This window comes from Terriglobia bacterium (genome assembly GCA_020072565.1).
Taxonomy (GTDB): domain Bacteria; phylum Acidobacteriota; class UBA6911; order UBA6911; family UBA6911; genus JAFNAG01.
Map to the genome: position 1 here is coordinate 117,539 of JAIQGI010000012.1, position 23,891 is coordinate 141,429.

At 59.4% G+C, this 23,891-nt stretch carries 21 protein-coding genes; 15 read left to right on the forward strand and 6 right to left on the reverse strand.

Going from position 1 to position 23,891, the window contains the following annotated elements; genetic code table 11:
• The first annotated feature begins 191 nt into the window (after positions 1 to 191).
• The 15 genes from hydA to LAP85_09555 all read left to right on the forward strand — a co-directional run bounded on the left by hydA (position 192) and on the right by LAP85_09555 (position 15,160).
• On the forward strand, positions 192 to 1,592 hold the full coding sequence (gene hydA, locus LAP85_09485; protein ID MBZ5496623.1) for a dihydropyrimidinase: 1,401 nt from the start codon (positions 192 to 194) through the stop codon (positions 1,590 to 1,592).
• A 51-nt stretch (positions 1,593 to 1,643) separates the two neighbouring features.
• On the forward strand, positions 1,644 to 2,384 hold the full coding sequence (locus tag LAP85_09490; GenBank protein ID MBZ5496624.1) for a GntR family transcriptional regulator: 741 nt from the start codon (positions 1,644 to 1,646) through the stop codon (positions 2,382 to 2,384).
• A gap of 161 nt (positions 2,385 to 2,545) precedes the next feature.
• On the forward strand, positions 2,546 to 3,145 hold the full coding sequence (gene rpiB, locus LAP85_09495) for a ribose 5-phosphate isomerase B (GenBank protein MBZ5496625.1): 600 nt from the start codon (positions 2,546 to 2,548) through the stop codon (positions 3,143 to 3,145).
• Positions 3,146 to 3,383: 238 nt separating this feature from the next.
• Positions 3,384 to 4,076 (forward strand): deoxyribose-phosphate aldolase, encoded by a 693-nt coding sequence (deoC, locus tag LAP85_09500; GenBank protein MBZ5496626.1) that lies wholly within the window; start codon positions 3,384 to 3,386, stop codon positions 4,074 to 4,076.
• A gap of 16 nt (positions 4,077 to 4,092) precedes the next feature.
• Positions 4,093 to 4,383, forward strand: coding sequence for a EutN/CcmL family microcompartment protein (locus tag LAP85_09505; protein ID MBZ5496627.1), 291 nt, complete (start codon positions 4,093 to 4,095; stop codon positions 4,381 to 4,383).
• A gap of 20 nt (positions 4,384 to 4,403) precedes the next feature.
• A complete protein-coding gene (locus LAP85_09510) occupies positions 4,404 to 5,870 on the forward strand; it encodes an aldehyde dehydrogenase family protein (GenBank protein MBZ5496628.1) in 1,467 nt (488 codons plus the stop codon).
• A 153-nt stretch (positions 5,871 to 6,023) separates the two neighbouring features.
• A complete protein-coding gene (eutM, locus tag LAP85_09515) occupies positions 6,024 to 6,350 on the forward strand; it encodes an ethanolamine utilization microcompartment protein EutM (protein ID MBZ5496629.1) in 327 nt (108 codons plus the stop codon).
• Positions 6,351 to 6,510: 160 nt separating this feature from the next.
• Positions 6,511 to 7,350 (forward strand): ethanolamine utilization protein EutJ, encoded by an 840-nt coding sequence (gene eutJ / locus LAP85_09520; protein ID MBZ5496630.1) that lies wholly within the window; start codon positions 6,511 to 6,513, stop codon positions 7,348 to 7,350.
• 35 nt (positions 7,351 to 7,385) lie between these two features.
• Complete coding sequence (locus LAP85_09525; protein ID MBZ5496631.1) at positions 7,386 to 8,015, forward strand: hypothetical protein; 630 nt, start codon at positions 7,386 to 7,388, stop codon at positions 8,013 to 8,015.
• A 35-nt stretch (positions 8,016 to 8,050) separates the two neighbouring features.
• Complete coding sequence (locus LAP85_09530) at positions 8,051 to 8,455, forward strand: hypothetical protein (protein MBZ5496632.1); 405 nt, start codon at positions 8,051 to 8,053, stop codon at positions 8,453 to 8,455.
• Between the two features lie 5 nt (positions 8,456 to 8,460).
• Positions 8,461 to 8,781, forward strand: coding sequence for a EutN/CcmL family microcompartment protein (locus LAP85_09535; GenBank protein MBZ5496633.1), 321 nt, complete (start codon positions 8,461 to 8,463; stop codon positions 8,779 to 8,781).
• 9 nt (positions 8,782 to 8,790) lie between these two features.
• A complete protein-coding gene (locus LAP85_09540) occupies positions 8,791 to 9,063 on the forward strand; it encodes a EutN/CcmL family microcompartment protein (protein ID MBZ5496634.1) in 273 nt (90 codons plus the stop codon).
• Positions 9,064 to 9,308: 245 nt separating this feature from the next.
• On the forward strand, positions 9,309 to 10,424 hold the full coding sequence (locus tag LAP85_09545) for an HAD-IC family P-type ATPase (GenBank protein MBZ5496635.1): 1,116 nt from the start codon (positions 9,309 to 9,311) through the stop codon (positions 10,422 to 10,424).
• 215 nt (positions 10,425 to 10,639) lie between these two features.
• A complete protein-coding gene (gene ade, locus LAP85_09550) occupies positions 10,640 to 12,346 on the forward strand; it encodes an adenine deaminase (protein ID MBZ5496636.1) in 1,707 nt (568 codons plus the stop codon).
• A 399-nt stretch (positions 12,347 to 12,745) separates the two neighbouring features.
• Positions 12,746 to 15,160 (forward strand): DUF4982 domain-containing protein, encoded by a 2,415-nt coding sequence (locus tag LAP85_09555; protein ID MBZ5496637.1) that lies wholly within the window; start codon positions 12,746 to 12,748, stop codon positions 15,158 to 15,160.
• Between the two features lie 181 nt (positions 15,161 to 15,341).
• Here LAP85_09555 and LAP85_09560 read toward each other — a convergent pair whose 3' ends face one another.
• From LAP85_09560 to LAP85_09585, 6 genes are all read right to left on the reverse strand, one after another.
• Positions 15,342 to 17,462: an alpha-glucosidase gene (locus LAP85_09560; protein MBZ5496638.1), complete on the reverse strand. Its 2,121-nt coding sequence runs from the start codon at positions 17,460 to 17,462 to the stop codon at positions 15,342 to 15,344.
• Positions 17,463 to 17,884: 422 nt separating this feature from the next.
• Complete coding sequence (locus LAP85_09565; GenBank protein MBZ5496639.1) at positions 17,885 to 18,349, reverse strand: helix-turn-helix domain-containing protein; 465 nt, start codon at positions 18,347 to 18,349, stop codon at positions 17,885 to 17,887.
• 1,358 nt (positions 18,350 to 19,707) lie between these two features.
• Positions 19,708 to 20,184 (reverse strand): hypothetical protein, encoded by a 477-nt coding sequence (locus tag LAP85_09570; GenBank protein ID MBZ5496640.1) that lies wholly within the window; start codon positions 20,182 to 20,184, stop codon positions 19,708 to 19,710.
• A 55-nt stretch (positions 20,185 to 20,239) separates the two neighbouring features.
• Complete coding sequence (locus LAP85_09575; protein MBZ5496641.1) at positions 20,240 to 20,737, reverse strand: hypothetical protein; 498 nt, start codon at positions 20,735 to 20,737, stop codon at positions 20,240 to 20,242.
• Between the two features lie 62 nt (positions 20,738 to 20,799).
• Entirely contained in the window at positions 20,800 to 22,707 is a 1,908-nt protein-coding gene (locus LAP85_09580; protein MBZ5496642.1) for an S-layer homology domain-containing protein, read from the reverse strand.
• Positions 22,704 to 23,891: hypothetical protein (locus LAP85_09585; protein MBZ5496643.1), on the reverse strand; the 1,188-nt coding region annotated here is incomplete at its 5' end. The genes LAP85_09585 and LAP85_09580, both read right to left, overlap by 4 nt.

Genomic DNA, 23,891 nt, shown 5'->3' on the forward strand with positions numbered 1-23,891 from the left:
TTGGACGCGGGCAAAAGCTCCTGCACGCAGACCAGATCAAGACCGTCGGCGTCCGTCTGCGTTTTTCGGCGTCCCGCGATCTATTTTTGCCATTCACTCAGGAATGATCCGGGTTATTGTCATTCGTAGTTGCTTTTTGCCGGCAGTGTCTGAGTGGCAGTTTTGGCATCAGTTGAGATTCAAGGGCTGAAATGTCCATCATCCTCCGGAATGGGCGCGTTGTCACAGCGGATCGGGACTACATGGCCGACATTTACATCGAGAAGGAAGTAATCTCGGCCATTGGGGCGAACCTCAGGGTTCAGGCCGACAGAGTCATCGATGCAACGGGAAAGTACCTGATACCCGGCGGCGTGGATGTCCACACCCACCTGGACATGCCCATCGGCGGCACGGTCTCGAGCGATGATTTTGAAACCGGCACGCGCGCGGCTGCTTTCGGCGGGACCACCTGCCTCATCGACTTCGCCATCCAATCGAGGGGAATGAGGATGCGCACTGCCCTCGACATGTGGCTGCGGAAGGGGGAGAAGGCGACCGTTGACTACGGCCTCCACATGATTGTCACCGATCTGCCCGAAGCGCATCTGGGGGACTTGGACCAGATGGTGCGCGCCGGTGTGACCAGCTTCAAGCTGTTCATGGCCTATCCGGATCTGCTGATGGTGGATGACGGCACGATCTTTCGCGCCATGCGGCAGACGATAAAAAACGGCGGCCTGGTCTGTATTCACGCAGAGAATGGTGATGTCATCGAGTTGCTGGTGCGGGAGGCGATCGTTGCCGGGAGGACAGCGCCCCGGCATCATGCACTCACGAGGCCCGCCGGCGCTGAAGCCGAGGCCGTGAACCGGGCGATCGCGCTGGCAGAGATGGCGGGCGCGCGCGTCTATATTGTCCACCTGTCATCCGCCCCTGCGCTGGAGAGCATCGTCGCCGCCCGCGCTCGCGCGCATCCGGTGTTTGCAGAAACCTGCCCGCAATATCTGCTGCTCTCGATCGAAGACCTCGACCGGCCGGGCTTCGAGGGCGCAAAGTATGTGTTCTCGCCGCCCCCACGCGAAAAATGGCATCAGGACAAACTGTGGGAAGGACTCCGCCAGAACACCCTGCAGACTGTCGCCACTGACCACTGTCCGGTTTTTTTCCGGGAGAAAGTGGCGGGTGCACGCGCGAGCTTCGCCAAGATTCCCAACGGCGGTCCCGGCATCGAGCATCGCCTGCAGCTGCTTCATCATTATGGTGTGAACCAGGGGCGCATCACTCTGAATCGTTGGGTGGAAATCACGTCGACGGCGCCGGCAAAGATCTTCGGGCTCTACCCGCGCAAAGGTGCCATCGCCGTGGGGAGCGATGCGGACATCGTCATCTGGGACCCCCGTCAGGCGTACACGATCTCTGCGCGCACCCATCACATGCGTGTGGATTACTCCATGTTTGAGGGATTCGAGGTCAGGGGAAATGCGGAAACAGTCCTGTCACGAGGCGAGGTGGTGGTACATAAACAAGAGTGGTTCGGCACGACAGGGCGAGGCCGGTTCATCGAGCGCAGCGAATCGAAACCTGATCTTGACGTTGACGATGAAGTGTAGAATAATATGGTAATTACCACATGATGTCATACGGAGGTGGGTCAGGTACTAATGCCAGATATTGTTGATCCCAACGATTTTCTACCCAGATACTACCAGCTCGCGAACATCCTGCGCGAACGGATCGCGAAAGGGGAACTGCCGGCGCGCGAGCCCATTCCCTCCGAGCGGCAGCTGGAAAAGGATTTCTCCGTCAGCCGGACGACGATCCGGCAAGCTATAGACCTCCTGGTCCGGCAGGGCTTTCTCTATCGCGAGCATGGCCGGGGAACCTTTGTCTCACCGCAGAAGCTGCAAAAGGGGATTTCCGAACTTACCAGCTTCACCGAGGACATGAAGAGACGCGGCATCGTTCCCGGGCAGAAAATACTGGAAATCGGATATGTCAAGCCTCCCGGTGATGTCTGCTGCCACCTGGAGCTGCCGCCGGATTTCGAAAGAGTCCTGTGCATCGAGCGCTTGCGATTGGGTGACGGCGCGCCCATGGGTCTGCAGACTTCCTACTATGTGCTGCCCGAGGGGGAGACCATCACGCGCCAGGAACTGGATGAATATGGATCGACTTATAGGATCCTCCAGGAGAAATTTCACCTGATCCCGACGGAAGCAGACGAAACTCTTGAAGTTGCCTCGGCGACGCCCCGCGAAGCGTTCCTTCTGCAGATAGAACCTGGCAGCCCATTGCTTCTCAGCGAGCGCACCACCTATTCGCAGTACCGGCGCGTGATCGAATTTGTCCGAATCCTCTATCGCGGCGACCGTTATCGCTACTTCGCCAAACTGACCCGATAGAAGCCGCGGAGCAATCTCAGTCGGAACCCGAACCCTCCAAGCCCTTTGCGCTCACCTCTTGCTTTTCACTGATCTTTTGGCAGAAGAATTCTGTTGACACTACCTATATAGTGATGTAGAGTGGTCATGTGGTCATGACCAAATGACCATAAAGGGGCGCCATGAACGACAGCGCTGATCCAGAAATCCACCGGATCGTGCAGCGGGTGCTAGACCAGGCACTCGGTCTTTCCCGCCAAACCACGAAACCTGCCGGCAGCTCCGCTCAAGCTCAACCCCAAGCCCCGATCGAATCCCAACCCCGGGACCGTAACGTAGTGGCGATCGGAGCGGACCATGGCGGCTTTGAACTCAAGGAGATTCTCAAGGCAGAACTGCCCGGGTTGGGATTCGATGTCGTCGACGTCGGCACCCACAGCAAGGACGCCGTGGATTACCCTGATATTGCGCACGAGGTTGCCAACCTGGTCAGCGCAGGCAAAGCCTGGCGCGGGATCATCATCGACGGGGCCGGTATCGGCAGTTGCATCGTAGCCAACAAGATCCCCGGCGTGCGCGCGGGCATGGCCTACGACCACTCCTCCGCGGTGAACAGCCGCGAACACAATGATACCAACGTACTGACACTCGGTGCCGGGCTGCTCGGAGTGAACCTCGCCAAACAGATCGTGCAAACCTGGCTTTCCACCGTCTTCGGCGGCGGACGCCACGCGCGGCGCGTCGACAAGATCGTGGCGATCGAGAAGCTTTATCTAAAGTAGAGGACGTCCCATGATTCCGGACCTCAAGACCACGGAACAACTCGTCGAAGTGATCGCCCGCGAAGTGCTGGTCGCGATGATGGAGCAGAAAGAAAGGGCGGCGGCGCCCGAGTGCGACCAGTGCAAGTTCAGCTGTGCCGAAGGCATGTGCGTCCGGACCTGCTTCGATCGCGCCGGGAGAGTGGTCAGCGCAGGCGCGGAGCGGCTGTCCTCCACCATCGGGGTGATTCCCCAGGACATGGGCCTGGCGAAGACGATCGATCACACATTGCTCAAGCCCGATGCGACCCCGGACCAGATTGCCCAGCTCTGCTTCGAGGCGCGCAAGTACGGTTTTGCCTCGGTGTGCATCAATCCTGCCTGGGTGAAACTGTGCGCCCAGCTGCTTCAGGGGTCTCCGGTGAAGGTCTGCACGGTGATCGGGTTTCCGCTGGGAGCGACGGCGCCTGAGGTCAAGGCTTTTGAATGCCAGAACGCTCTCGAACACGGCGCCACCGAAATCGACATGGTCATCAATATCGGCGCGCTGAAAGCGGGCGACCTGGAACTGGTCGCAAAGGACATCCGGGGGGTCGTGGCAGCGGCTCACGCCCGCGGGGCCATCGTCAAGGTCATCATTGAAGCTGTCCTCCTGAACGACGAGGAAAAGACGATCGCCTGTCTGCTCTCGAAAGAAGCCGGGGCGGATTTTGTAAAGACCTCCACCGGTTTTGCCGGTGGCGGCGCGACGGTGCACGACGTGGCGCTCATGCGGCGGGTAGTGGGACCGGAGATGGGTGTGAAAGCAGCGGGTGGCGTCCGCACCTATGCGGACGCTGAAAGCATGATCAAGGCCGGAGCGACGCGCATCGGTGCCAGCGCCGGGGTGAAGATCATACAAGGCCCCGGCGGCGAGAAAGCCGCAGCAGCGCCTGCCGGCAAGACTTATTAGTCCCGGGAGTACAACCATGTTGATCGCCAAGGTGGTGGGAACGACGGTCTCAACGATCAAAGACGAGAAACTGGTGGGCCGCAAACTGCTTATTGTCCGGCAGACAGATGAAAGCGGCAACCCGGTCGGGAAGCCTTACGTGGCGGTCGACACCGTAGATGCGGGCGCCGGCGACCTGGTGCTTACCTGTGCCGGTTCCTCCGCCCGGCAGACGGCCATTACCAAAGACACCCCCGTGGATGCAGTGATCATGTCCGTCATAGATTCACTGGAAGTGGATGGAGCCATAGTGTTTCGAAAAGCGTGAGTGCGGATTTCCAGAATAACATGATGCTCGACAAGGACCTTTCCTCAATCCAAGAGGCGCGCGATCTGGCAAACGCCGCGCATGAGGCCTGGAAGGCCTGGAGGCAGGCGTCGCAGGCAGAGGTCGATCGCGTCTGCGGAGCCATGGCGGAAGCCGGCTATCAGGCATCCGAACGGCTCGGACGCCTGGCGCAGGAAGAAACCGGATACGGCGTCGCTGCCCATAAAAAACTGAAAAACGAGTTCGGCTCGCGCCTGATCTGGGAAAGCATCCGCGATTTGAAAACCGTGGGCGTGATGCGCCATGATCCCGGCCGCCGCCTCTACGAAATCGCCTGCCCGATGGGAGTAGTGGCCGGATTGGTGCCCTCCACCAATCCCACTTCGACGGCCTTCAACAAGGTACTGATCGCCGTCAAGGCGCGCAATGCGATCGTCATTTCCCCCCATCCGGCGGCGGCTCGCTGCACGCACGATGCGGTGCACACCATGGCGGTAGCGGCCGAAAAAGCCGGTGCACCCGGGGGATTGATCGGATGTATGCAGCAAATCTCGTTGCAGGGCACGCAGGAGTTGATGAGTCACAAACACACTGCGGTGATCCTGGCAACCGGTGGCACTCCCATGGTGCGTGCCGCTCATTCCACGGGTAAGCCGGCCTACGGCGTCGGACCGGGGAACGTGCCGGTCTACGTGGACCGGAGCGCGGATATCGAAAAGGCCGCCCGTTATATTGTCGCCTCCAAGGCCTTCGACTGCTCCACGATCTGTGCCACCGAACAATCTGTGATTGCCGACCAGCCCATCGCCGGCCGGTTCGCCGATCTGATGCGGGCAGAAGGCGCCTATTTTACAGACGAACAGGAAACCGGCGCCTTGCGCGACGCGGTATTCCACGCGGACGGCACCGTCAACACGGCCGTGGTCGGGAAACCGGCTGCGTATGTTGCTGGTTACGCCGGCCTGACAATTCCAGCCGACACGCGCATTCTGGTAACACCGCTCAAGAAAGTCGGCAAGGCGGAACCGCTTTCCCAGGAGAAGCTGACCACCGTCCTCGGATGGTATGTGGCCGACGGTTGGGAGCGAGGCTGCGAGAATTCCATTGCCATTATTGAAAGCGGAGGCCGCGGCCACACCCAGATCATCTACGCCAACGATGACCGCATCATCATGGCCTTCGGCCTGGAAAAACCGGTTTTCCGCATCCTGGTGAACACCATGGGCACCCTGGGCGCAATCGGGTTGACCACCGGCGTGATGCCGTCGTTGACCCTCGGTCCCGGCGGCTTGGGGGGCGCAATCACGGGCGACAACATCACCGCTTCGCACCTGATCAATATCAAGCGGCTGGCATACGAGACGGTGGCTCCGCCGCTGGCGGCGTTTTCGCCCGGTGAAGTTCCCGCCGGGCCTTCGGCAGGGGAAATTGAGCGGGTCGTCCGCCAGGCTGTCGGTGAGATTCTGGAAAGCACACGGTATGTCTGAGCACCCTGAATCGCAAAGAACTTTGGAGTGCGGCAGCCTGCTGCTGCTTCGGCGAGGGGGTCGATGTAGAACGCAAGCCGGCTCCGCACTCCAAGGCCCTCGTCGAGACGATGTCTTGATGAATGAGAATGCAGAGGAGAAAGGAAGGAGAAAATGGCTTTAGACAGTTCTTTGATCGCTCTTGGAATGGTGGAGACGCGCGGTCTGGTCGGCGCCATCGAAGCCGCCGATGCCATGGTAAAGGCTGCCAACGTGGTTCTGATCGGCTCGGAATATGTGGGGGGCGGCTACGTGACCGTGATGGTGCGCGGAGATGTCGGCGCCGTCAAAGCGGCTACCGATGCCGGCGCGGCAGCCGCGAAGCGGGTGGGCGAGCTGGCCTCAGTCCACGTCATTCCCAGGCCGCATGCCGATGTCGAGATGATTCTGCCGAAGAGCAGCAAGGGCAACTTCGGCGGGCGTTCTCCGGAAGGCAAATAGCCTGTGTCCGGGAAGCCTCCGGACGAAATACGGACGCCGGAAGTCGGCACGTGTGTGCTGATCAGATGGAGCGCAAGTCGCGTCTTTCAACTGCGACCTGCCCGGCGTCGGGCCGTAAGGGGCAAAAATGGGAATCAAGAACGGACGCTCGCCGATCGGAATGAGCCGCGACGAGTATCTGGCCCGGGCGGAAGCTGCAATCCTGCCCAGGCGACTCTCGGAGACGGCTCCGCCTTTGAGGATCGATCCGGGCCGGAAGCTGCGTGTGGGCGTCGATCTGGGCACCGCCTACCTGGTGCTCGCCGTACTGGCTGAGGATGGTATCCCGCTGGCCGGTGAATGGCAGTTTGCCCAGGTGGTGCGCGACGGTCTCGTGGTCGACTTTATTGGCGCGACCGAACTGCTGAGGGGCATGAAAAAACGCGTGGAGCGGCGCCTGGGCCGGGAGCTGACTCATGCTGCCGGCGGCTTTCCGCCCGGAGTGCCGCCCGTCGAGGCGCGGGCCAAGGCGCACGTGATCGAAGCCGCGGGGATGGATTGCACGGGCTCCATCGACGAGCCGACGGCCGCGAACAATGTGCTCCTTCTCCGCGAAGGTGCGATCGTCGACGTGGGCGGCGGCACGACGGGCATTGCGGTTGTGCGGGAGGGACGCGTGGTCTACACGGCGGATGAGCCTACCGGTGGCACGCACTTCTCCCTGGTGATTGCCGGTGCGCTCAATATCAGCTTCGAGGAAGCCGAAGCGCTCAAGGTCACGGCGAGAGAGCAGCCCCGCCTGCTGCCGCTGGTGCGTCCCGTGATGGAAAGAGTGGCGAGCATCACGCTCCGCCACGTAAAGGACTGGAATGCAGGATCCATCACCCTGGTCGGCGGCAGCTCGTCGTTCCTGGGGATGGCGGATGTCGTCGGCGACTACACCCGGATCGCGACAGAAGTGCCGCCCAATCCGTTGTTCGTCACGCCGCTGGGCATGGCGCTTCACGACCAGGCCCGATAAGACTGCGCCGCCGGCGCCTATCGTTGGAGACCATAATGAGTGACGCTTTTTCGCTGCGCTGTTATTGCTATCTGGACCGGATGCAGCCCCAGTTTGCCGCCTTTATTGGTACGGTCACTCAGGGTGATCTGCCGACCGAAGGCATGGCTGCCCTGTATGTCGAAATGTCTCCCGGCAACGAAGTCTTCCGCGTGGTCGACATCGCCGTGAAGGCAACGGAAGCCAGGCCGGGCGCCCAGATCGTCGAGCGCGAGTTCGGCATGTTCGAGGTGCACTCGCCCAACCAGGCAGCCGTCATTGAAGCGGGCAGCGTGGTCCTCGCCCGTCTTGGCCTGCGCCTCGAAGATCGCATGCGGCCGGTGGTGGTTTCCACTCAGGTGATCACCCGCATTGACCCATATCAGGCTCAGCTGCTGAACCGCTTTCGCCGGGGGAGCATGCTGGTTCCTGGTGAAACGATGCTGGTGCTGGAGTGTGCGCCGGCGGCCTACATCAACTTCGCCTGCAACGAAGCGGAGAAAACGGCGAGCATCCGGCTCGTCCATGTGTCATCCGTGGGGCGGTTCGGCCGCATGTGGCTCTCCGGCACGGAAGCTGAAATCCTGACGGCAAGAAATGCGGCCATCCAGGCACTGGAAAGCCTGGAGGGCCGTGAGGGTGCCTGAGCCACGGCACGATGCGGTTTGGATAGGAGCGCTTTATGCCTAAACAGTTCTATACCGAAAAAGACATCGAGGATATGTTCAAGGGCGGCATCATGTCGCTGGCACTCAACGATGACGTCGTGCTCACCGAGATGGCTTATGAGAAAGCCGGATCGGTGGGAATGAAGCTGGTGCGCGACAAACCTGAAAACCCTCCCAGCGCTCCGGTCCGGCCGTACATTTCTCAGAAACGGGGCCAGAGCCCCACCACACTTGTTGCCGCTGCGGCAGTGTCTCCCCTTCCATCCCCGGGCGGCGGTCATGCGGCCGGCGCGCCCGCGCAGATCGAACTGCAACAGCGCATTCGCGACGCGGTTACCACCCGCCTCGGCGCCCAGGTGGACTCGACTCTGCTCGATGTGATCATCAAGCGGGTGCTCATCAGTTCGGGAGTGAAGTAGACCCTATGCTGTTCGGCAAAGTCAGAGGCACGGCGGTTTGCACCATCAAATACCCGGGAACGGAGGGCCTGAAGTTGCTCGTGGTCCAGCCGCTGAACAAGAAACTCGAGCCGTTGGGATCGCTGCAAGTGGCGGCGGATGTGGTTCATGCCGGCATCGGTGACCTTTGCGTGATGGTGAGGTCGCGCGAAGCCGCTCTGGCAATGCCTGACGTGAAATTTGTGCCCATCGACCTGGCGCTGGTCGGGGTTGTCGACGAACTCACGGTCCGCCCGGACGACGAGTTCGACTGGATCATGCGGCCCGGCTGGAACCAGTACACCTGAGAGCTTGCGATGATTCTGGGCAGAGTTGTTGGCACTGTGGTGACGACCATCGGCCACTGGGACTACAAGAACCGGCGCTTGCTGGTGGTGCAGCCGCTCGGTCTGCAAGAAGCGGCGCCCGACGAGGATTTTATCGCCCTCGACAGCACACAGGCGGGCATCGGCGACACCGTCCTGGTGAATCGGGAAGGGAACGGCGCCCGCCAGGTGCTGCGGAATCCGGATGCCTGCGTCATTTCGGTCATCGTAGGCATAGTTGACTCGGTGTATATTAGGGACTGACGCAGGGAAGAAGGACGCGGAACAACGCCGACGGACGCTGACCTCCCGAATGGCGGAAAAATTGAAGTCGGCGTCCGTCGGCGTTTTTCAGTGGCCTGCTTTGAGAAGAATCCTCTCCCGCCGCACGGCCATATGAACCAGGACATCAAATCGAAGAGCTCTGCCGCCGGGGATTGCGCACGCTCGGGATCGCTTACCGGGCGGTCGGATCCATCTCGCGCATCACCAAAGACAACGAGACTGACATGACGTTTCTGGGATTCCTGGTGTTTCATGATCCCCCGAAACCCGGAATCATCGATACCATCCACCAATTGGAGCAACTCGGGATTGCGCTGAAGATCATTACCGGTGATAACCATCTGGTCGCAGCCAATCTCAGTCAACAGATGGGATTGACCGGGGCGCAGATCGTCACCGGCCCCGAGCTTCGCGAAATGAGTGACCCGGCTTTGCTCCGGCGGGTGAGCGAGGTGCAGATCTTTGCCGAGGTCGAGCCGAACCAAAAGGAGCGCATCATCCTGGCCCTGAAGAAAGCGGGCCATGTCGTCGGGTACATGGGTGACGGGATCAATGATGCTTCGGCGCTCCATACGGCCGACGTGGGTATTTCGGTTCAGGGAGCTGTGGATGTGGCCAAAGCGGCGGCCGACATCGTGCTGCTGGAAATGGACCTGGGCGTCCTGGTCCAGGGCGTGCGTGAAGGGAGGGTAACGTTCGCCAACACGCTCAAGTATGTCTTCATGACCACCAGCGCCAATTTCGGCAACATGTTCAGCATGGCCGGCGCCCCCCTCTCTCTGCCCTTCCTTCCCTTGCTGCCGAAGCAGATTCTGCTCACAAATCTTCTGACCGACTTTCCGGAAATGACCATTGCGACCGACAGTGTGGATCGCGAATGGGTGGACCAGCCCCGGCGCTGGGACCTCAAATTCATCCGCAAATTCATGCTTGTCTTCGGTCCGGTAAGCTCGGTGTTTGACTACCTTACCTTTGGCGTGCTTCCGTGGTTGCTGCACGCCACGCCCGGTCAATTCCAGACCGGCTGGTTTCTGGAGTCTGTGGTTTCAGCATCGGTGATCGTGCTCGTCATCCGTACGCGCAAGCCATTCTTCCGGAGCCGGCCCGGGAAGCAGCTGTTGATGGCCACTCTGTTGATTGTGGCGTTAACGCTGGTTCTCCCGCTGACACCGCTGGCCGTGATTTTCGCGTTCGAGCAGCTGCCGTGGTCGTTTCTGTCGGTGCTGGCAGTCATTATGCTGCTCTACGTTCTCGCTGCCGAGGCGGCCAAGCATCTGCTGTACAGGAAACGCGGATTCGCGCATGCCGCCCCCCGACTTGGTGAATCGCCGGTCAAGTGACCCTCCCTGCGCCCTTGGATTTTTAAGTCTTAGAGTTCCCGTCCGCGTCCATCATCGGCCAACTCCCTGGTTTTTCTACTTGCCATTCAACTTCATGAATACTTCAGGTTATCGCGCCCCTTCTGAAACCACTGGCTTTGCGGGCGGAGCCGCGCTACAAATATCTGGCACAGTCAACCGGTCTTGTGCCCCCGGGCTGCAAGGAGGACGGAGCCGTGGAACTTGCCCAGATCATCAAGCTTGCGCGCGGGGCCGAACCGGCCGAGATTCTGCTGACCAACGCGCGCATCGTGAATGTCTACACGGGTGAAACCTATCCCGCCGAGATCGCTCTGGCCGACGGCCGCATCGCAGGTATCGGCACCGGCTATACGGCCCGCCAGGTAATGGACTTGGGCGGCCGTTACGTTTGCCCGGGGTTCATCGACGCACACGTTCATATTGAAAGTGCCATGGTTCCGCCTTACGAATTCGCCCGCGCCGTAGTTGCGCGCGGTACCACGACCGTCATCATTGATCCGCACGAGATCGCCAACGTGCTGGGCTTGGAAGGCATCCGCTACATTTTCGACGCGGCTAAGTACAACCCGCTCTCCGTGTACGTGATGATGCCCTCGTGTGTGCCCGCGACCGACATGGAAACAGCGGGCGCCTACTTGAGGTGGTACGACATCTCGCACTATTTGAGCGACCCGTGGGTGCTGGGCCTGGGCGAGATGATGAACTTTCCCGGTGTGGTCTTCGGCGACGAGGAGGTGCTCAACAAATTGCGCGGATTCGAGGAAGGGATCCGCGACGGGCACGCCCCGGGATTGACGGGCCGGGACCTGGTGTCCTATGTCGCAGCAGGCATCGGATCCGATCACGAATCCACCACCGTCGAAGAGATGAGGGAAAAACTGCGCCTGGGCATGGTGATATTCATCCGTGAAGCCACCAACGCGCACAATCTCCTTTCCCTGATCCCCGGGCTGACCGTCGCCAACGGCCCGCGCGTGTGTTTCTGCACCGACGATCGCCAGCCCGCGGACCTCCTGAATGAGGGGCACATCGACTTCCTGATCCGCACCGCCATCGCCCAAGGAGTCTCTCCCTTCATGGCGATCGCGATGGCCACCCTCAATACGTCCAACTATTTTCGCCTGTTCGACCGGGGCGGCATAGCGCCCGGCAAACGCGCCGACCTGGTCGTGTTTTCAGATCTGCAGAATATCCGTGCAGAGATGGTCTTCCGGGGCGGACGGCTCGCTGCCCAGGATGGCAAGGTCATCCCATGGGAACGGCCGCTCAAGGCGCCGGTCCTGCGATCCTCCATGAACATAAATTGGGAACGGGTGAACTTGCGCATCCCGGCGCAAGGGCGCCGGGGACGAATCATCGGGGTGATCCCCGGGCAGTTGATCACGGAGCATCTTCTGGAAGACCTGCCCATCGACGCAGGGGAGGTTGTCTGCGACCCGGGTCATGACGTGGCGAAGATTGCGGTCATCGAACGCCACCAGGCCACGGGCAACTTCGGGCTCGGCTTGGTCAGAGGCATCGGCTTGCAGCGCGGCGCGATCGCCTCGACCGTCGCGCATGACAGCCACAACATCATCGTCGTGGGCGTGGACGATGCCTCCATCATGAATGCAGCACATGGCGTTGCGGACATGCGCGGCGGCATGGTCGCCATAGAAGGGGAGCGCGTGTTGGCCCGGCTTCCCCTTCCCATCGCCGGACTGATGAGCGATCAACCGATTGAAGCCGTGCGCGACCAGATGGAGGATCTTATTCTGGCTGCGCACCAACTGGGTTCCCCTCTTCGCGACCCGTTCACGGCGATGTCCTTTCTGGCATTGCCTGTCATCCCATCCCTCAAGATCACGGACAAGGGGCTGGTAGATGTCGGCCGGTTCCAGATCGTGTCACTATTCGAGTAGGATGGGGGTCTAAGATCAAATTTTCGGCGCGCGGCTCCGGCCAGCGACGCCGAGGTGGCCCGGGCGGCCGATCGTGTCCGCCGGCGTGTCGCCAGGCTGCTGGAACGTTACGGCCTGGGGGCGCAGATGGATCCTGAGGAGGCCGAAGCCCGCCAGCAAGACGAGCCGTTGCTGTTGGAACTCTATAGCGCTTCCATTTCAGGCCGCGTGGCGACCGGCCCGCGCGCCGGCCAGGGGGGTGGCGAAAGTTGGCGATGCCATCGACATGGAAGATCTTGCCGTCCCTTCCGTTGCGCGCTGTGCGTCAGTCGCCGGCTCCAGTGTCCATGCCGGTGTCTGCGTCCCTGCCCATGACCGCATGCGACTGGAATGGAAGGCTGGATTTCATAAGGTGCCACTATGAAACTGAGATTATCTACCTTTCTTCTTGGATTCCTGCTGACCGCGGTTCAGAGCGGTGGCGCGCAGGACCCGGCTCGGCCGTCATACTCACCCGGGGGTGCGCACATCGTCACCTTGTTTGATGCCGGCTGGCGCTTTTTCAAGGGCGACGCTCCGGGCGCAGAGGCTGCCGTTTTTGATGATTCGGAGTGGCGAACACTGGACGTGCCTCATGACTGGAGCATCGAAGGACCATTCGCTGCTGCGAATCCGACGGGCGGTGCGGGCGGCTTTCTGCCCGCAGGCATCGGCTGGTACCGGAAGCACTTTACCTTGCCCAAGGAGCACGCAGGCCGCCGGGTGTTTGTCGAATTTGACGGCGTCATGGCCAACAGCGATGTATGGATCAATGGCGTGCATCTGGGAAAGCGCCCATACGGGTACGTCAGTTTCGGCTATGAACTGACCAAGGATCTTGTCACCGGCAGCGGCAAAACCAATGTTCTGGCCGTGCGAGCCGACAACTCAGGCCAGCCTGCATCCCGCTGGTACAGCGGAGCGGGTATCTATCGCCATGCGCGCCTGGTAGCCACGGATCCTGTTCACTTCATCAAATGGGGAACATACATCACGACGCCGCGCATCGAAGCGGCGCAGGCTACCGTTCGCGTGCAGGGCACGGTGGCGAATCAGTCTGAAAAATCCCGTGAAGTTGCACTGCAGATCATGATCGTTTCATCCACCGGTAATTCCGAGAGGACAGTCAAAACAAAGCCTCGAGTGATCGCCTCAGGCCAGACGGTTGATTTTCAGGAGGAACTGTTCATTTCAAATCCCAAACTCTGGGAGCTGAATCGTCCGGATCTTTATCGTGCCTACCTCATGATCAGGTCGGCGAACACCGTCCTTGATGATGAGATGGTGCCCTTTGGCATTCGAGATGCGCGCTTCGTGCCCGAAACCGGGTTTTGGCTGAATGGCAAAAATGTGAAAATCAAAGGTGTCTGCCTCCATCATGATGGCAGCGCGTTCGGCGCCGCTGTGCCGCTGCGCGTTTGGGAGCGCCGCCTGGAACAGTTGCGCACGCTGGGAGTCAATGCCATCCGCACGGCGCATAATCCATCGGCGCCGGAGTTCCTCGACTTGTGCGATCGCATGGGCTTTCTGGTCATGGACGAACTGTTCGATTGCTGGACAGTTGCCAAGAATCCGTTCGATTATCACCTGTACTTCAACGACTGGTCCCAAGCCGACGTCCGCGATACGGTGTTGCGTGATCGCAATCATCCGAGCATCGTTCTTTACAGTGGGGGGAACGAGATCCACGACACACCCAATGGCGAGCTGGCAAAACGAATACTGGCCGGCCTCGTTGATGTGTTCCACCAGGCCGATCCCTCGCGGCCGGTGACGCAAGGGCTTTTCCGCCCGAATGTGAGCCATGATTATGACAACGGTCTGGCGGATCTGTTGGACGTCGTCGGCACGAACTACCGCGACCTCGAACTGCTGGCTGCCTACGAAGCTAAACCCACTCGCAAGATTGTCGGCACCGAGCAAAGACATGACCTTCCGACATGGTTGGCGGCCCGTGATCACGTGCAGCATGCCGGCCAGTTTCTCTGGAGCGGCGTCGATTACCTTGGAGAATCTCCCAACTGGCCCATTATCGCGGCAGCATCCGGACTGCTCGACCGCACCGGTGCCATCAAGGCCATGGCCTATGAACGCGAGAGCTGGTGGAGCGACAAACCGGTTGTGCACGTCGTCCGCCGGATTAACCCGACGCAGATTGCCGCCGTGGATCCCGGATTCGAACCGCTCGTCCGCAGGCAATCACAGTTTGCGGATTGGACGCCGGCCAATACCGGCCCGCATGAAGAAACCGTGGAAGCCTACAGCAATTGCGAAGAAGTCGAATTGCTACTCAATGGCAAGTCGCTTGGCAGCAAACCGCGGAATGCCGATGACTCCCCGCGCATTTGGAAAGTAGCCTGGGAACCCGGCACGCTGAAAGCGATCGGCAGGATCGGCGCCGTCATCGTCGCAGAACACGAACTGCGTACTGCCGGGAAGCCCGTGAAGATCATGCTGGCCGTGGACCGGACCCGGCTCACGCCGGTCTGGGATGACGTCGCCTTTGTGACTGCGACGATCACTGATCAAAACGGCGTCCCGGCGCCCGCCGCCTCCGATCTGGTTTCGTTCAAGATCACAGGACCCGGCTTCATCGCGGCGGTGGACAGCGGCGACAATTCGAGCGTCGAACCCTTTCAGGCCTCGGCACGGCGAGCATACCAGGGTCGCTGTTATGCAATGGTCAAAGCGGGCGCCACACGGGGGAAAATTACTCTGGCCGCTTCGGCGGCTGGACTGACGGGAGCTTCGATTTCGATCGAAGCGGCCTCGGCGCCGGCACCAGCGAAAAAATGAGATTCCGATCCGGCGGCTGCGCGTGGCATGAAAAAAGATGCCGGGTGCAGCAGCAGATCGTGATGGAGCGCGAACCTGCGGCAGGCAACTGCTGGGCGCCGGAAACTGGTCCATGATCCGGCAAAACGGCAATGGATCATCCTCTGGGCCGGCACCATCCCAGGCTGTATGCGCCGGCAGTTCACCTTCGCTGTTTCTCGAACCAGGCTTTAAGCTCAGCATCGAGGCGCCCTAGATCGGGCTTTTGCTGAGCAACGGCGAGCGCCTCCTTATATTCGACATTCAGATCCCCGAGCTGGAGGCTGGAGCCCGAGCGAACGAACAGGGGAATCTGATGCAATTCCGCCGGAACTGTGATCGTCTGGCCTCCCGAGTAGGTCCGGTCGGCATGCCAGGCGTCGCGCCATTTATTGCCGGAAGGGAGATAGACGTCCCGGGTGCGCTTTGCTTTTTCCCAGACCGGTGCCACCAGCAGATCCGGCCCGTACAGATAGCTCTGCCAGTTGTTCCACGCGGCGGGCGCTCTCGGATCGGCGAGGAACAGCGGCCGGATGATAGGCATGCCGCTGCGGTGCGCCTCCTGTGCCTGCTTGTAACTGTAGTCGGCCATGCGCGCGTGCAGGCGCGCGTACAGCCGCCAGATGGCGATCAGTTCGGCGTCGTAGCTGGGTGTGCGGGGCAGGTTCCAGAAAGCCAGGTTGCGGGTCGGCCCGACTTCCATGATCGGAGTGAAGCAGGAGAATGCCAGCCAGCGCGCGCAGACTTCCTGTTCCATCAGTTGCTGGTTGTAGCCACACGTGTCCGAGCCCCAATTCGGGTATCCCATCACGGATGCGCGCTGCACCGCGATGATGGAAGCCCGCAACCCTTCCTGCGTGCCGCCGATGTCGCCTCCCCAAAACACGCCAAAGGGTGAACTGCCGGTATAGGCGCCTCTTGGCATCAGCACGAAATCGTTGCCGCGGTATTTCCTGGCGATGTCATAAACCGCTTGAACGTACATCGCAGGATACGCATTGCGGTTTTCACGGATCGAGCGGCCGTCAAAAACTCTATAGGGTCCGCTTTCGGGAATATTCTCTTCGCCTCGATCCAGTTTGAATGCCGCCACTCCCAACTTAAGAAGTTTGCCGATTCCCTCCTGCCAATAGGTTTTGGCAGCAGGATTGGTCAGATCCACCATCGGATAGTTGTTGGCTTGCCGAGGCTGGCCGGCCAGATTGTAGCCTTTAGCCAGGGCTTCTGTTTCCATCTTTCCCTGGTAGAACGGGGCAATCCACAGGAGCATCTGCATCTGCTGTCCGTTCAGCCAGCGGACCATTTCAGGAAAATTCGGCAAGCGCGCCGGGTCAATCTCAAAATCGTCGTATCCCAAGCGGCCGGGTCCCCAGGGACGATCCACCCAATAGACGCCGCAGGGAATCCCGAAGGCTTTCATCATCAGCACATCCTCCATCACCTGGGAGTTGAACGGGCCGGTGACAGGAGTGCCGTCATAATATTGCGGCAGCTGCGAATGCTCGTCTCGCCAGCGCCATGGCAGGTACATCCACTTGGGAGGGAGGAAGGGCGGGCCTGCGTCCAACGCATGCGCAGCCACCAGCCTGCCCGGATTGTCCGCGGTGTATATCTTGAGTTCGAAGGCCGGACCCTCAAATTGGATTCTTACCCGCTGCGGGTCTTCCGCGCAAAAATCAAAGGTGCCGGGCCAGGTCCCTTTGATAAAGCAGGCGTAACCTCTCGAGGAAAGGTAGAAAGGCGCGTAGACGGAGGTCGTCGGTTTGACGATCATGTCGACCTTTTGGCCGCGCAAATCCATCGCCCTCTCTAAACCCGGCGCCCAGGAAGCCTCCTGCCGGCCGTCCACGACCCGTTCCATCAGCCCGGTGTAATATTCATTCTCACTGGCAGAAACGGCGAGGCCCCATTTGAGGATATCCGCATCGGGCTGTGCGCTCATCCGGATCGCAAAATCTTTCCCCTGCGGCCTGGCCGCAATCGTCACGATGCGGCCGTCGGCCATTTTTGATTGTGCCTCCCAAAGCCTGGTCGTGACGCCGCCCTTGCCTTCCGTAAATTCTCCCGGGAGGGTCACGCGCCCCTGGGCGGTCTCATAGAAGATTCCGTCCAATCGCAGCGAACGGTTGTGTGAGCCCTGCCGGTCGGGTGTCAGGCCGTTGGATTGCAGGACCAGGCTGGCTTGGGTCATGTTTTGTCGTGGGGCTGATCCCCTCTCCTGTGCACCGCCGGCACCAAACATGACCAGTGCCGGCACCAGAACGGATGCGCATCGGTGGTTCATCGCTTCTCCTCAATCAGAAATGGTAAAGGAAAAGAGGGGCAGAGCGGCCATCCATGACGGTTTTCCCCTCGTGTCCCAATGAAGGCTTTGAAAATCCAGTCTCTGGCGTACGCATTGGCCATTGGGGGATTCCATATAGTCGGCCCGTCGGAGTACTGAAGCTCGGCTGAGGAGGACTCAGCGGCAGGCTCCAGTTCTCGAAAGCACCGGGTCGACTCGGATCGAAAACGGGCAGTCCCTTGACCAGGTATCGAACCAAACCGAGCCTCGCGGAGCGGATCCCCTCGACCACGCACTTTGCCAACTCATGCCCGCCGTAGGCGCTGAAGTGGGTATCGTCCTTCAGCGGCTCCGGCTGTTCCGCAAACGTCCCTGCAGCGTAATGCAGGAAAGCCTTTTTGGAGTTCTCCGGCCCCAAACTTTCATGGAAAGACTTGCTCATGGCAGACAGGTCTATCAGGGGTACTCCCTCCTCGGCTGCAGTCTGGCGCATGGCTTCGGGATATTCCTCGAGGCCGTTGATCACCTTGCCCTCGGCATCGAAACGGCGCCTGAGCATGGAGGTTACCAGCACCGGGATAGCTCCTCGAGTCGACCAGCTTTGCCATCACCGGCTGCGCTGCCTGCAGAAGCGCCTGTTCCTCTGAAACGTCCGGCTGGAGATCATAGAGTTTCCTCGCGACCAGATAGTGCCCCGCCGCATTCCGCGAAATATGACCGCGGCTCTCGAGCGTTGCCACAATGCGGTAGGCCGTAAGCTTCGGCAATCCCAAGGCGCGGGACAAATCGGCTAGCGCAAGCCCGGACCGGCTCTCGCGAATGGTTTCCAGGATGTCCAGCATTTTGTGCAGAACGAGTATCCCTTTTTTCTGTACTGGCTGTTTCATCGTTTCGCATTATATGACATGATATTTCGGAATGCGAAGACATTGTTTGGTGTGGGGCAACCACGGCCTGCTGCAATGGGGGAAAGAGGAAGGCGCACTCAGGAGGCCTATCTCCCTTCGGGTACAAGCTGACCCGACGCCTGGCATCCGGACATAATCTTCCAGGGAGGCCGCTCCGTCGCGTGAGAGATTTGAATCGGGAATACCTCGATCCACTCGCGATTGCGCAACAGAAAGCCGACCTGAAAAAACTGGATGCGCAGGCAAAAGCCTGGTTTGAGAGGCGTCCACGGCAGCCGAATCAAAAATCCTGAATGCGGATGCGCGTGGACCGTACTGGGAAAACCAGCGTTTGCCCGCGCCGGCCCGCACAGCTCACCCTGCCGGTCATGATGCAACATCCTATCATCGAACGACCCTGGCATGCACGTGGAATCCAGCACCCACGGAAGGTCAATTTGCCTTTCGGTCGCAGGTGTGCGAAGGTGGCCAGTAACCGCGCCCGAGCGGCCGATTCCACTTGCGCAGCGTGCCGCGCTCCAAAGAACCGTTTCACATGATAAAACGAGTAATTTTGTATAGCGATTTGTTTTTTGACATCGGATGGTCAAGCGGAATAGGGTGGAAACCATAATATGCAATTGAGGTTTCACATGGTGGAATCACTGGGCGGGACCGCCGATGCATGTCAAGGCAGCCGGGCCTTGCCGGCACAGCAGAAATCCTCGCCGGAATCAGCTCGGGCAACTGAAACATCCGATTCGGTAATCAGTGCATGCCTGCCTCATCCACCCAATCCCGAGTGTCCGGCGCGGATGGGATCTGCCGAACTGCGCAGAGGATGTTTCATTCGAATCCCCCCTATATGAGCGGCTCGAGCCTACACAGGTCGCGCACCTTGTCCTCAGCGTTCCCGATGTTTTTCTGCAGTTCAGACAACGGAACTATAAGGATTGATCACCGTTGAAGTACAGAGAAAACAGCACCCATCAGCCGTGAAAGGCAACCCAGCTGCGCGCATGAGCAAGCGGAGATTCGCAAGTTTTGTTCGCGTTGAACTCCCCCTGAAACTGTCAGACATCCGCTTGCTTACGCGCGCGGCTCCGTGTTGCTGAGCATCCGACCGTGGTCACCAACCCATGTCTGAGTCGCACGATGCCTTTTTCCTGCCATGGGGAAAACATTTGAAGTATATTAAATCAAATTTTGGTAAGCCTTCGCTGAACAGATCCAACAGGGTAATGATATGAAAACAAAATGGTTGAAGATAATTTCACTATTTGTCATCGTTTTGTTTCTGCCGTCCGACGTGCTGTTTTCCCAGATCGGTACTAGGAGTCCGTCCGAGAATTGCGGTTTTAAGGAATATTGTCGCCCTGGAGCAAAACATCCAGAGTCGTGCCCACCGGGACGCGGTATTGTCCGGGCCTGTCACTCTGTTGAAAGGTGGTCAGGTTGAGCGGAGTTATCTGGCCATGAATCAGGCCCGAAGTTCCTCCTGTCGCGCTCCCAACCGTCCAAACATTGTCGCTGTCAGTGAGGAAGAGGCCGCGGAATGTGGCACCGGAAGACGAATACACAAGCGAAGATGTCCAGGTGCTTCCGGATTTGGTCAGCTTGTACAGTTTTGCAACGGTTGGCGCGCCGTCCGAGTAGCCGGCGATCCAGACGGTGTTGGCGTCGACGGCACGAACGCCAAATCCGCGAACGGTCAATCCGGCACCCCCGATTGAGGGTGATGTCCAGTTTGTTCCGCCGTTGGTGGTTAATAAAAAGGTATTGTTTTCGCCGACAATAAACGCGTTGGTTGCATCTAAAGCGAAGATGTCGTTCAAGCCGCTGACTGTTCCCGAAGTCTGGACGGTCCAGTCCTGACCGCCGGTGATGGTCTTATAAATGGAACCGTTGTGTGATTAGATTCGGCGCGTTCCAGTTGGCGCCGCCATCAGTTGTATAGCGGACTCCCCATGTAGCACCGCCGCCAAATATTACGGTTGCAATTCCGGCGTTTGCATCCTGGAAAAATAAATCGGTGACACCGGCTACACCGGCCAGCACGGCGGTCCCGGTCCAGTTTGAACCCCAGTCGACCGATTTAAAAACTTTTCCTGTTCCTGATGTTCCACCCGCAAAAATTGTGCCGCCAGCGATGGATATTCCGGTAAGGATTGTGTTGCCGACAGTTGCATTGGCGATCGATGTCCAGGTGGTTCCGTAGTCGGTGGATCTGTAAAGAGAGCCGGTTTGGCCTCCGGCGCAGATAGTAACAATGTTACTACTTATGACGCCGTCAATGGCAAGTTGCGAATTTACCACAGGGAAATAATCGCTGCCAAAAGCGCCAGCCGAAAGAAATAAGACAAAGAGGAGCACTAATGTTTTTCTCATTCTTACGCTTTTCTCCTGCCCATTATAATAGCACGGTGTTTACATTATTTACAAGAGGTAATTTAGTACTTCTCAAAATCCTTGAGATCACTGATGAGGTTGAACACTGGGGTGGAGCGGTAGAGCATTTCGACGGCCTCGGCGCGGTTGAGCTTCTTGCTGGGTTCAAAGGGCTGGTCCTTGAAGTGGATGAGCATTCCTTCGCGGAAAGCGCCGGCGATGATGGGAGCGGCCCAGTGGCGGGCGTTGACGTCGGCGAACTCGGTGCCGGCGTAGGCCAGTTCCGTGACGCCGCCGAAGCGTGCGATCATGGCCAATCCCTCGGCGCGGGTGATGTTGGCATTGGGCTTGAAGGTGTTATCCGGATAGCCTTTCACTATCCCCTTGAGCGAGGCAAGATTTACATACTTGGCCGCCCAGTGCCTGAGCGGGACATCCTTGAAGATCACCCCGGCCGCAGCGGGCACATTGGCGTCGCCGCTGGCGACGGTGCGGATGAGGAGAGTGGAGAGCTCGGCGCGGGTGATGTTGCCTTCGGGCCTGAAGGTGCCGTCGGGATAACCCTGGATGATGCCCAGCGTGCCGATGTAGCTGACCTGTTCCGCAGCCCAGTAATCCCTGGCGACGTCGGGATAGGTGATCAGCCGCAGGATGCGCAGTTTCTTGGAGGCGATGAGCTTGCCGGAGGAGTTGAAGCCCTCGACCATGATGGCGTTCTTTCCGACTGTCAGTGAGGCACTGGTCTGGAATTCACCCCTGGGCGTGAGAGCGACCTTTACGCCGCCCACCTTGACCGCGACGATCTCCGGATCGACGGCGGTGCCGCTGACTTTTGCCACCAGCTGGTCGGTGATCAGCTTGTCGGGAGAGGCGATGAGGGGATCCTTTATGACCATGGGCACAATGCCGTAGGAGAGGGAGAAGAAATAGTTGTCGATGCCCGGAGCCCCCGCGAACTGGTGATAGGCGGTATCAAAGCGGAAATCGCCGTAGTAGACGCCGACGCCGGTGGTGAAGTTGCTGGCGGTCTGATTGGCGCCGGCCATTTCCTGGTCGATGCCGGCGCGAAGGGCGATCGCATCCAGCGGTTTCCATTCCGCCCCCAGATGGAAGATGGCGGGGACCTTATCGGCGCGGCTTATCTCGTAATCCACGTCTGCCAGCAGTTTTAATCTGTGCGTGCCGAACTGGCGGATGGCCTTTTCCGGGCCCAGCACATCGGCACAGAGGCCGAGCTTCATGACGGCGGGATAGGATTCGTCCCAGCCGGACTCATAGTGAAGCTTGCCGCCCATGGAGGCGGGCAGCGCGTTTTGAAGGTTGCCGCCCAGCGACAGCCAGGGCAGGGCTTTTCCCTGCACTCCGAGGTCCATTTCGGTGCCGTTGGCGTTACCCTGGGAGATGCGGTCTCCGGTCAGGTAAACGGTGAATAATTTGAGGTTGGCGCCGACGTTTATGTCGTTCAGTCCGGGGTAGCGCTTGCCGATCTCGGCAAGTCCCGGCAGCTGCAGGAAACGGCTCAGCTTGCTCCCGTAGGAAAGGAGGAAGAGATTGTTGGAGTAGTTCATCGGGTCGGTCGTGGTGTCGATGGTGTAAATGGGATCGTCAGGAGAAGAGCCGGCCTCGACGGTGGTGGGCAGCGCTCCGCCGATACTGGAGCCGACAAAAGCAAAACCCAGGTTTCCATAGTTGGTCGGGTAAACTCCGGAAAGGGAGAGATAGCTGAATTCATCCAGGAGTTTTCCGGACATGGAAGTGACCTGCCAGCGGTTGGGATTGGCCAGTCCGGCGGGATTCAGGAATACTGAGCCCACGTCGTCCGCCAGTCCCACGAAAGCTTTTCCCATTCCCAGCGGCCGCGCGCCGGTGGCAATGCGGATGGGATCGGGCGCCGCCTGGGCGAAGGCCAGTGAAGTAACCAGTAACCAGATACCAGTAACCAGAAAGCAGATTTTGATTACTGTTTTCATCTGTGCTGGACCATCACTTTCCCCTTGGCGTAGATGTCTTCGTTATGGATAATGAATAAATACATTCCTTGAGAGAATTCAATAAAATCGCTGGCTCTTATCTGGGCCTTTACGATCTTGAAAGAGTTACTGGGATCAGCGGAGTCATAACTTAAGGCCACGTGAGTATTGGCGGTAACGGAACCCGGTCTTGTCATATCACTTTTGAAAACATCGATCTTAACGGTGGGCGGAACGGTAACTGGTCCGACCATTTTCCATTGCAGCTCCAAACCTGGGTCCCGGATGGGATCCCAGGGGGTTTTGGAGGCCAAAGCCGCCTTGGCCGGCACCTTGTCCATCAGGACATAGCCGATCCTTACGCTGGCGGCTATGCGGCTGGCCTCGCCGCTACTGTTTTCCATGTAGGCCTGGATGATATTGACGCCGGCAGGAAAAGCCTTATCCCGAGGTATTTGATAATCAATTATAGCCCGGGTGTTGCCGGCCTCGAACCGGACGTTTGGAGCGGGAACATAGTCAATGCCGGTCTGGCCGGGGCCGTAGTAGACGATCTTGGCGGTGTTCTGGCTAGTGGCGGTGTTGAAAAGCTGTTCGTTGTCCGTAAAGACCGCCGTGATCCGGGGGGTGGGGGAGATGAGCTGCGGAACGCTGGCGGTGGCGTCATTGGTGACGCCGTTGAACGCTATCCATTCGGGGGTGGGCGGGGAAAACGAGTTCACGACAAAAAAGTCATAGAAACCCTTTCCGGAGTCGGCGTTAATGACCCAGACCCGGAAGTCGCCGACATCAGTAGCGCTGACAGTGGCCACGGCGGTGGTCGTACTCACAATGGTGGGGGCACCGATGACATCAAGCGTGGCCCCGGCGGTGATTGGTTCAAAAACAACGGTTGACCCCGGGTCGACCTGGAAAGCGCTGCCGGTGGCGGTTACTGTCCCGATCCAGTTTTGATAGGCCTGGGAAGGAGTGACGGAATTAATGGTGGGAGAGCCGGATGCGAAGCAACCGACGGGTCCCCCGCCGGGCAGGGTGGAGATCTGGTTATCGGCATTGGTTCCGGTAATGTTGCAGGGGCCGATCGGGGTGCTGGCGTCGACGGTAATATTTAACTTGACTTCGTTCGCGTTGTTGCGGGTGGCCGTATTCACGGTGATGCCCGGGGACGCGAAGGCAACCGCCCC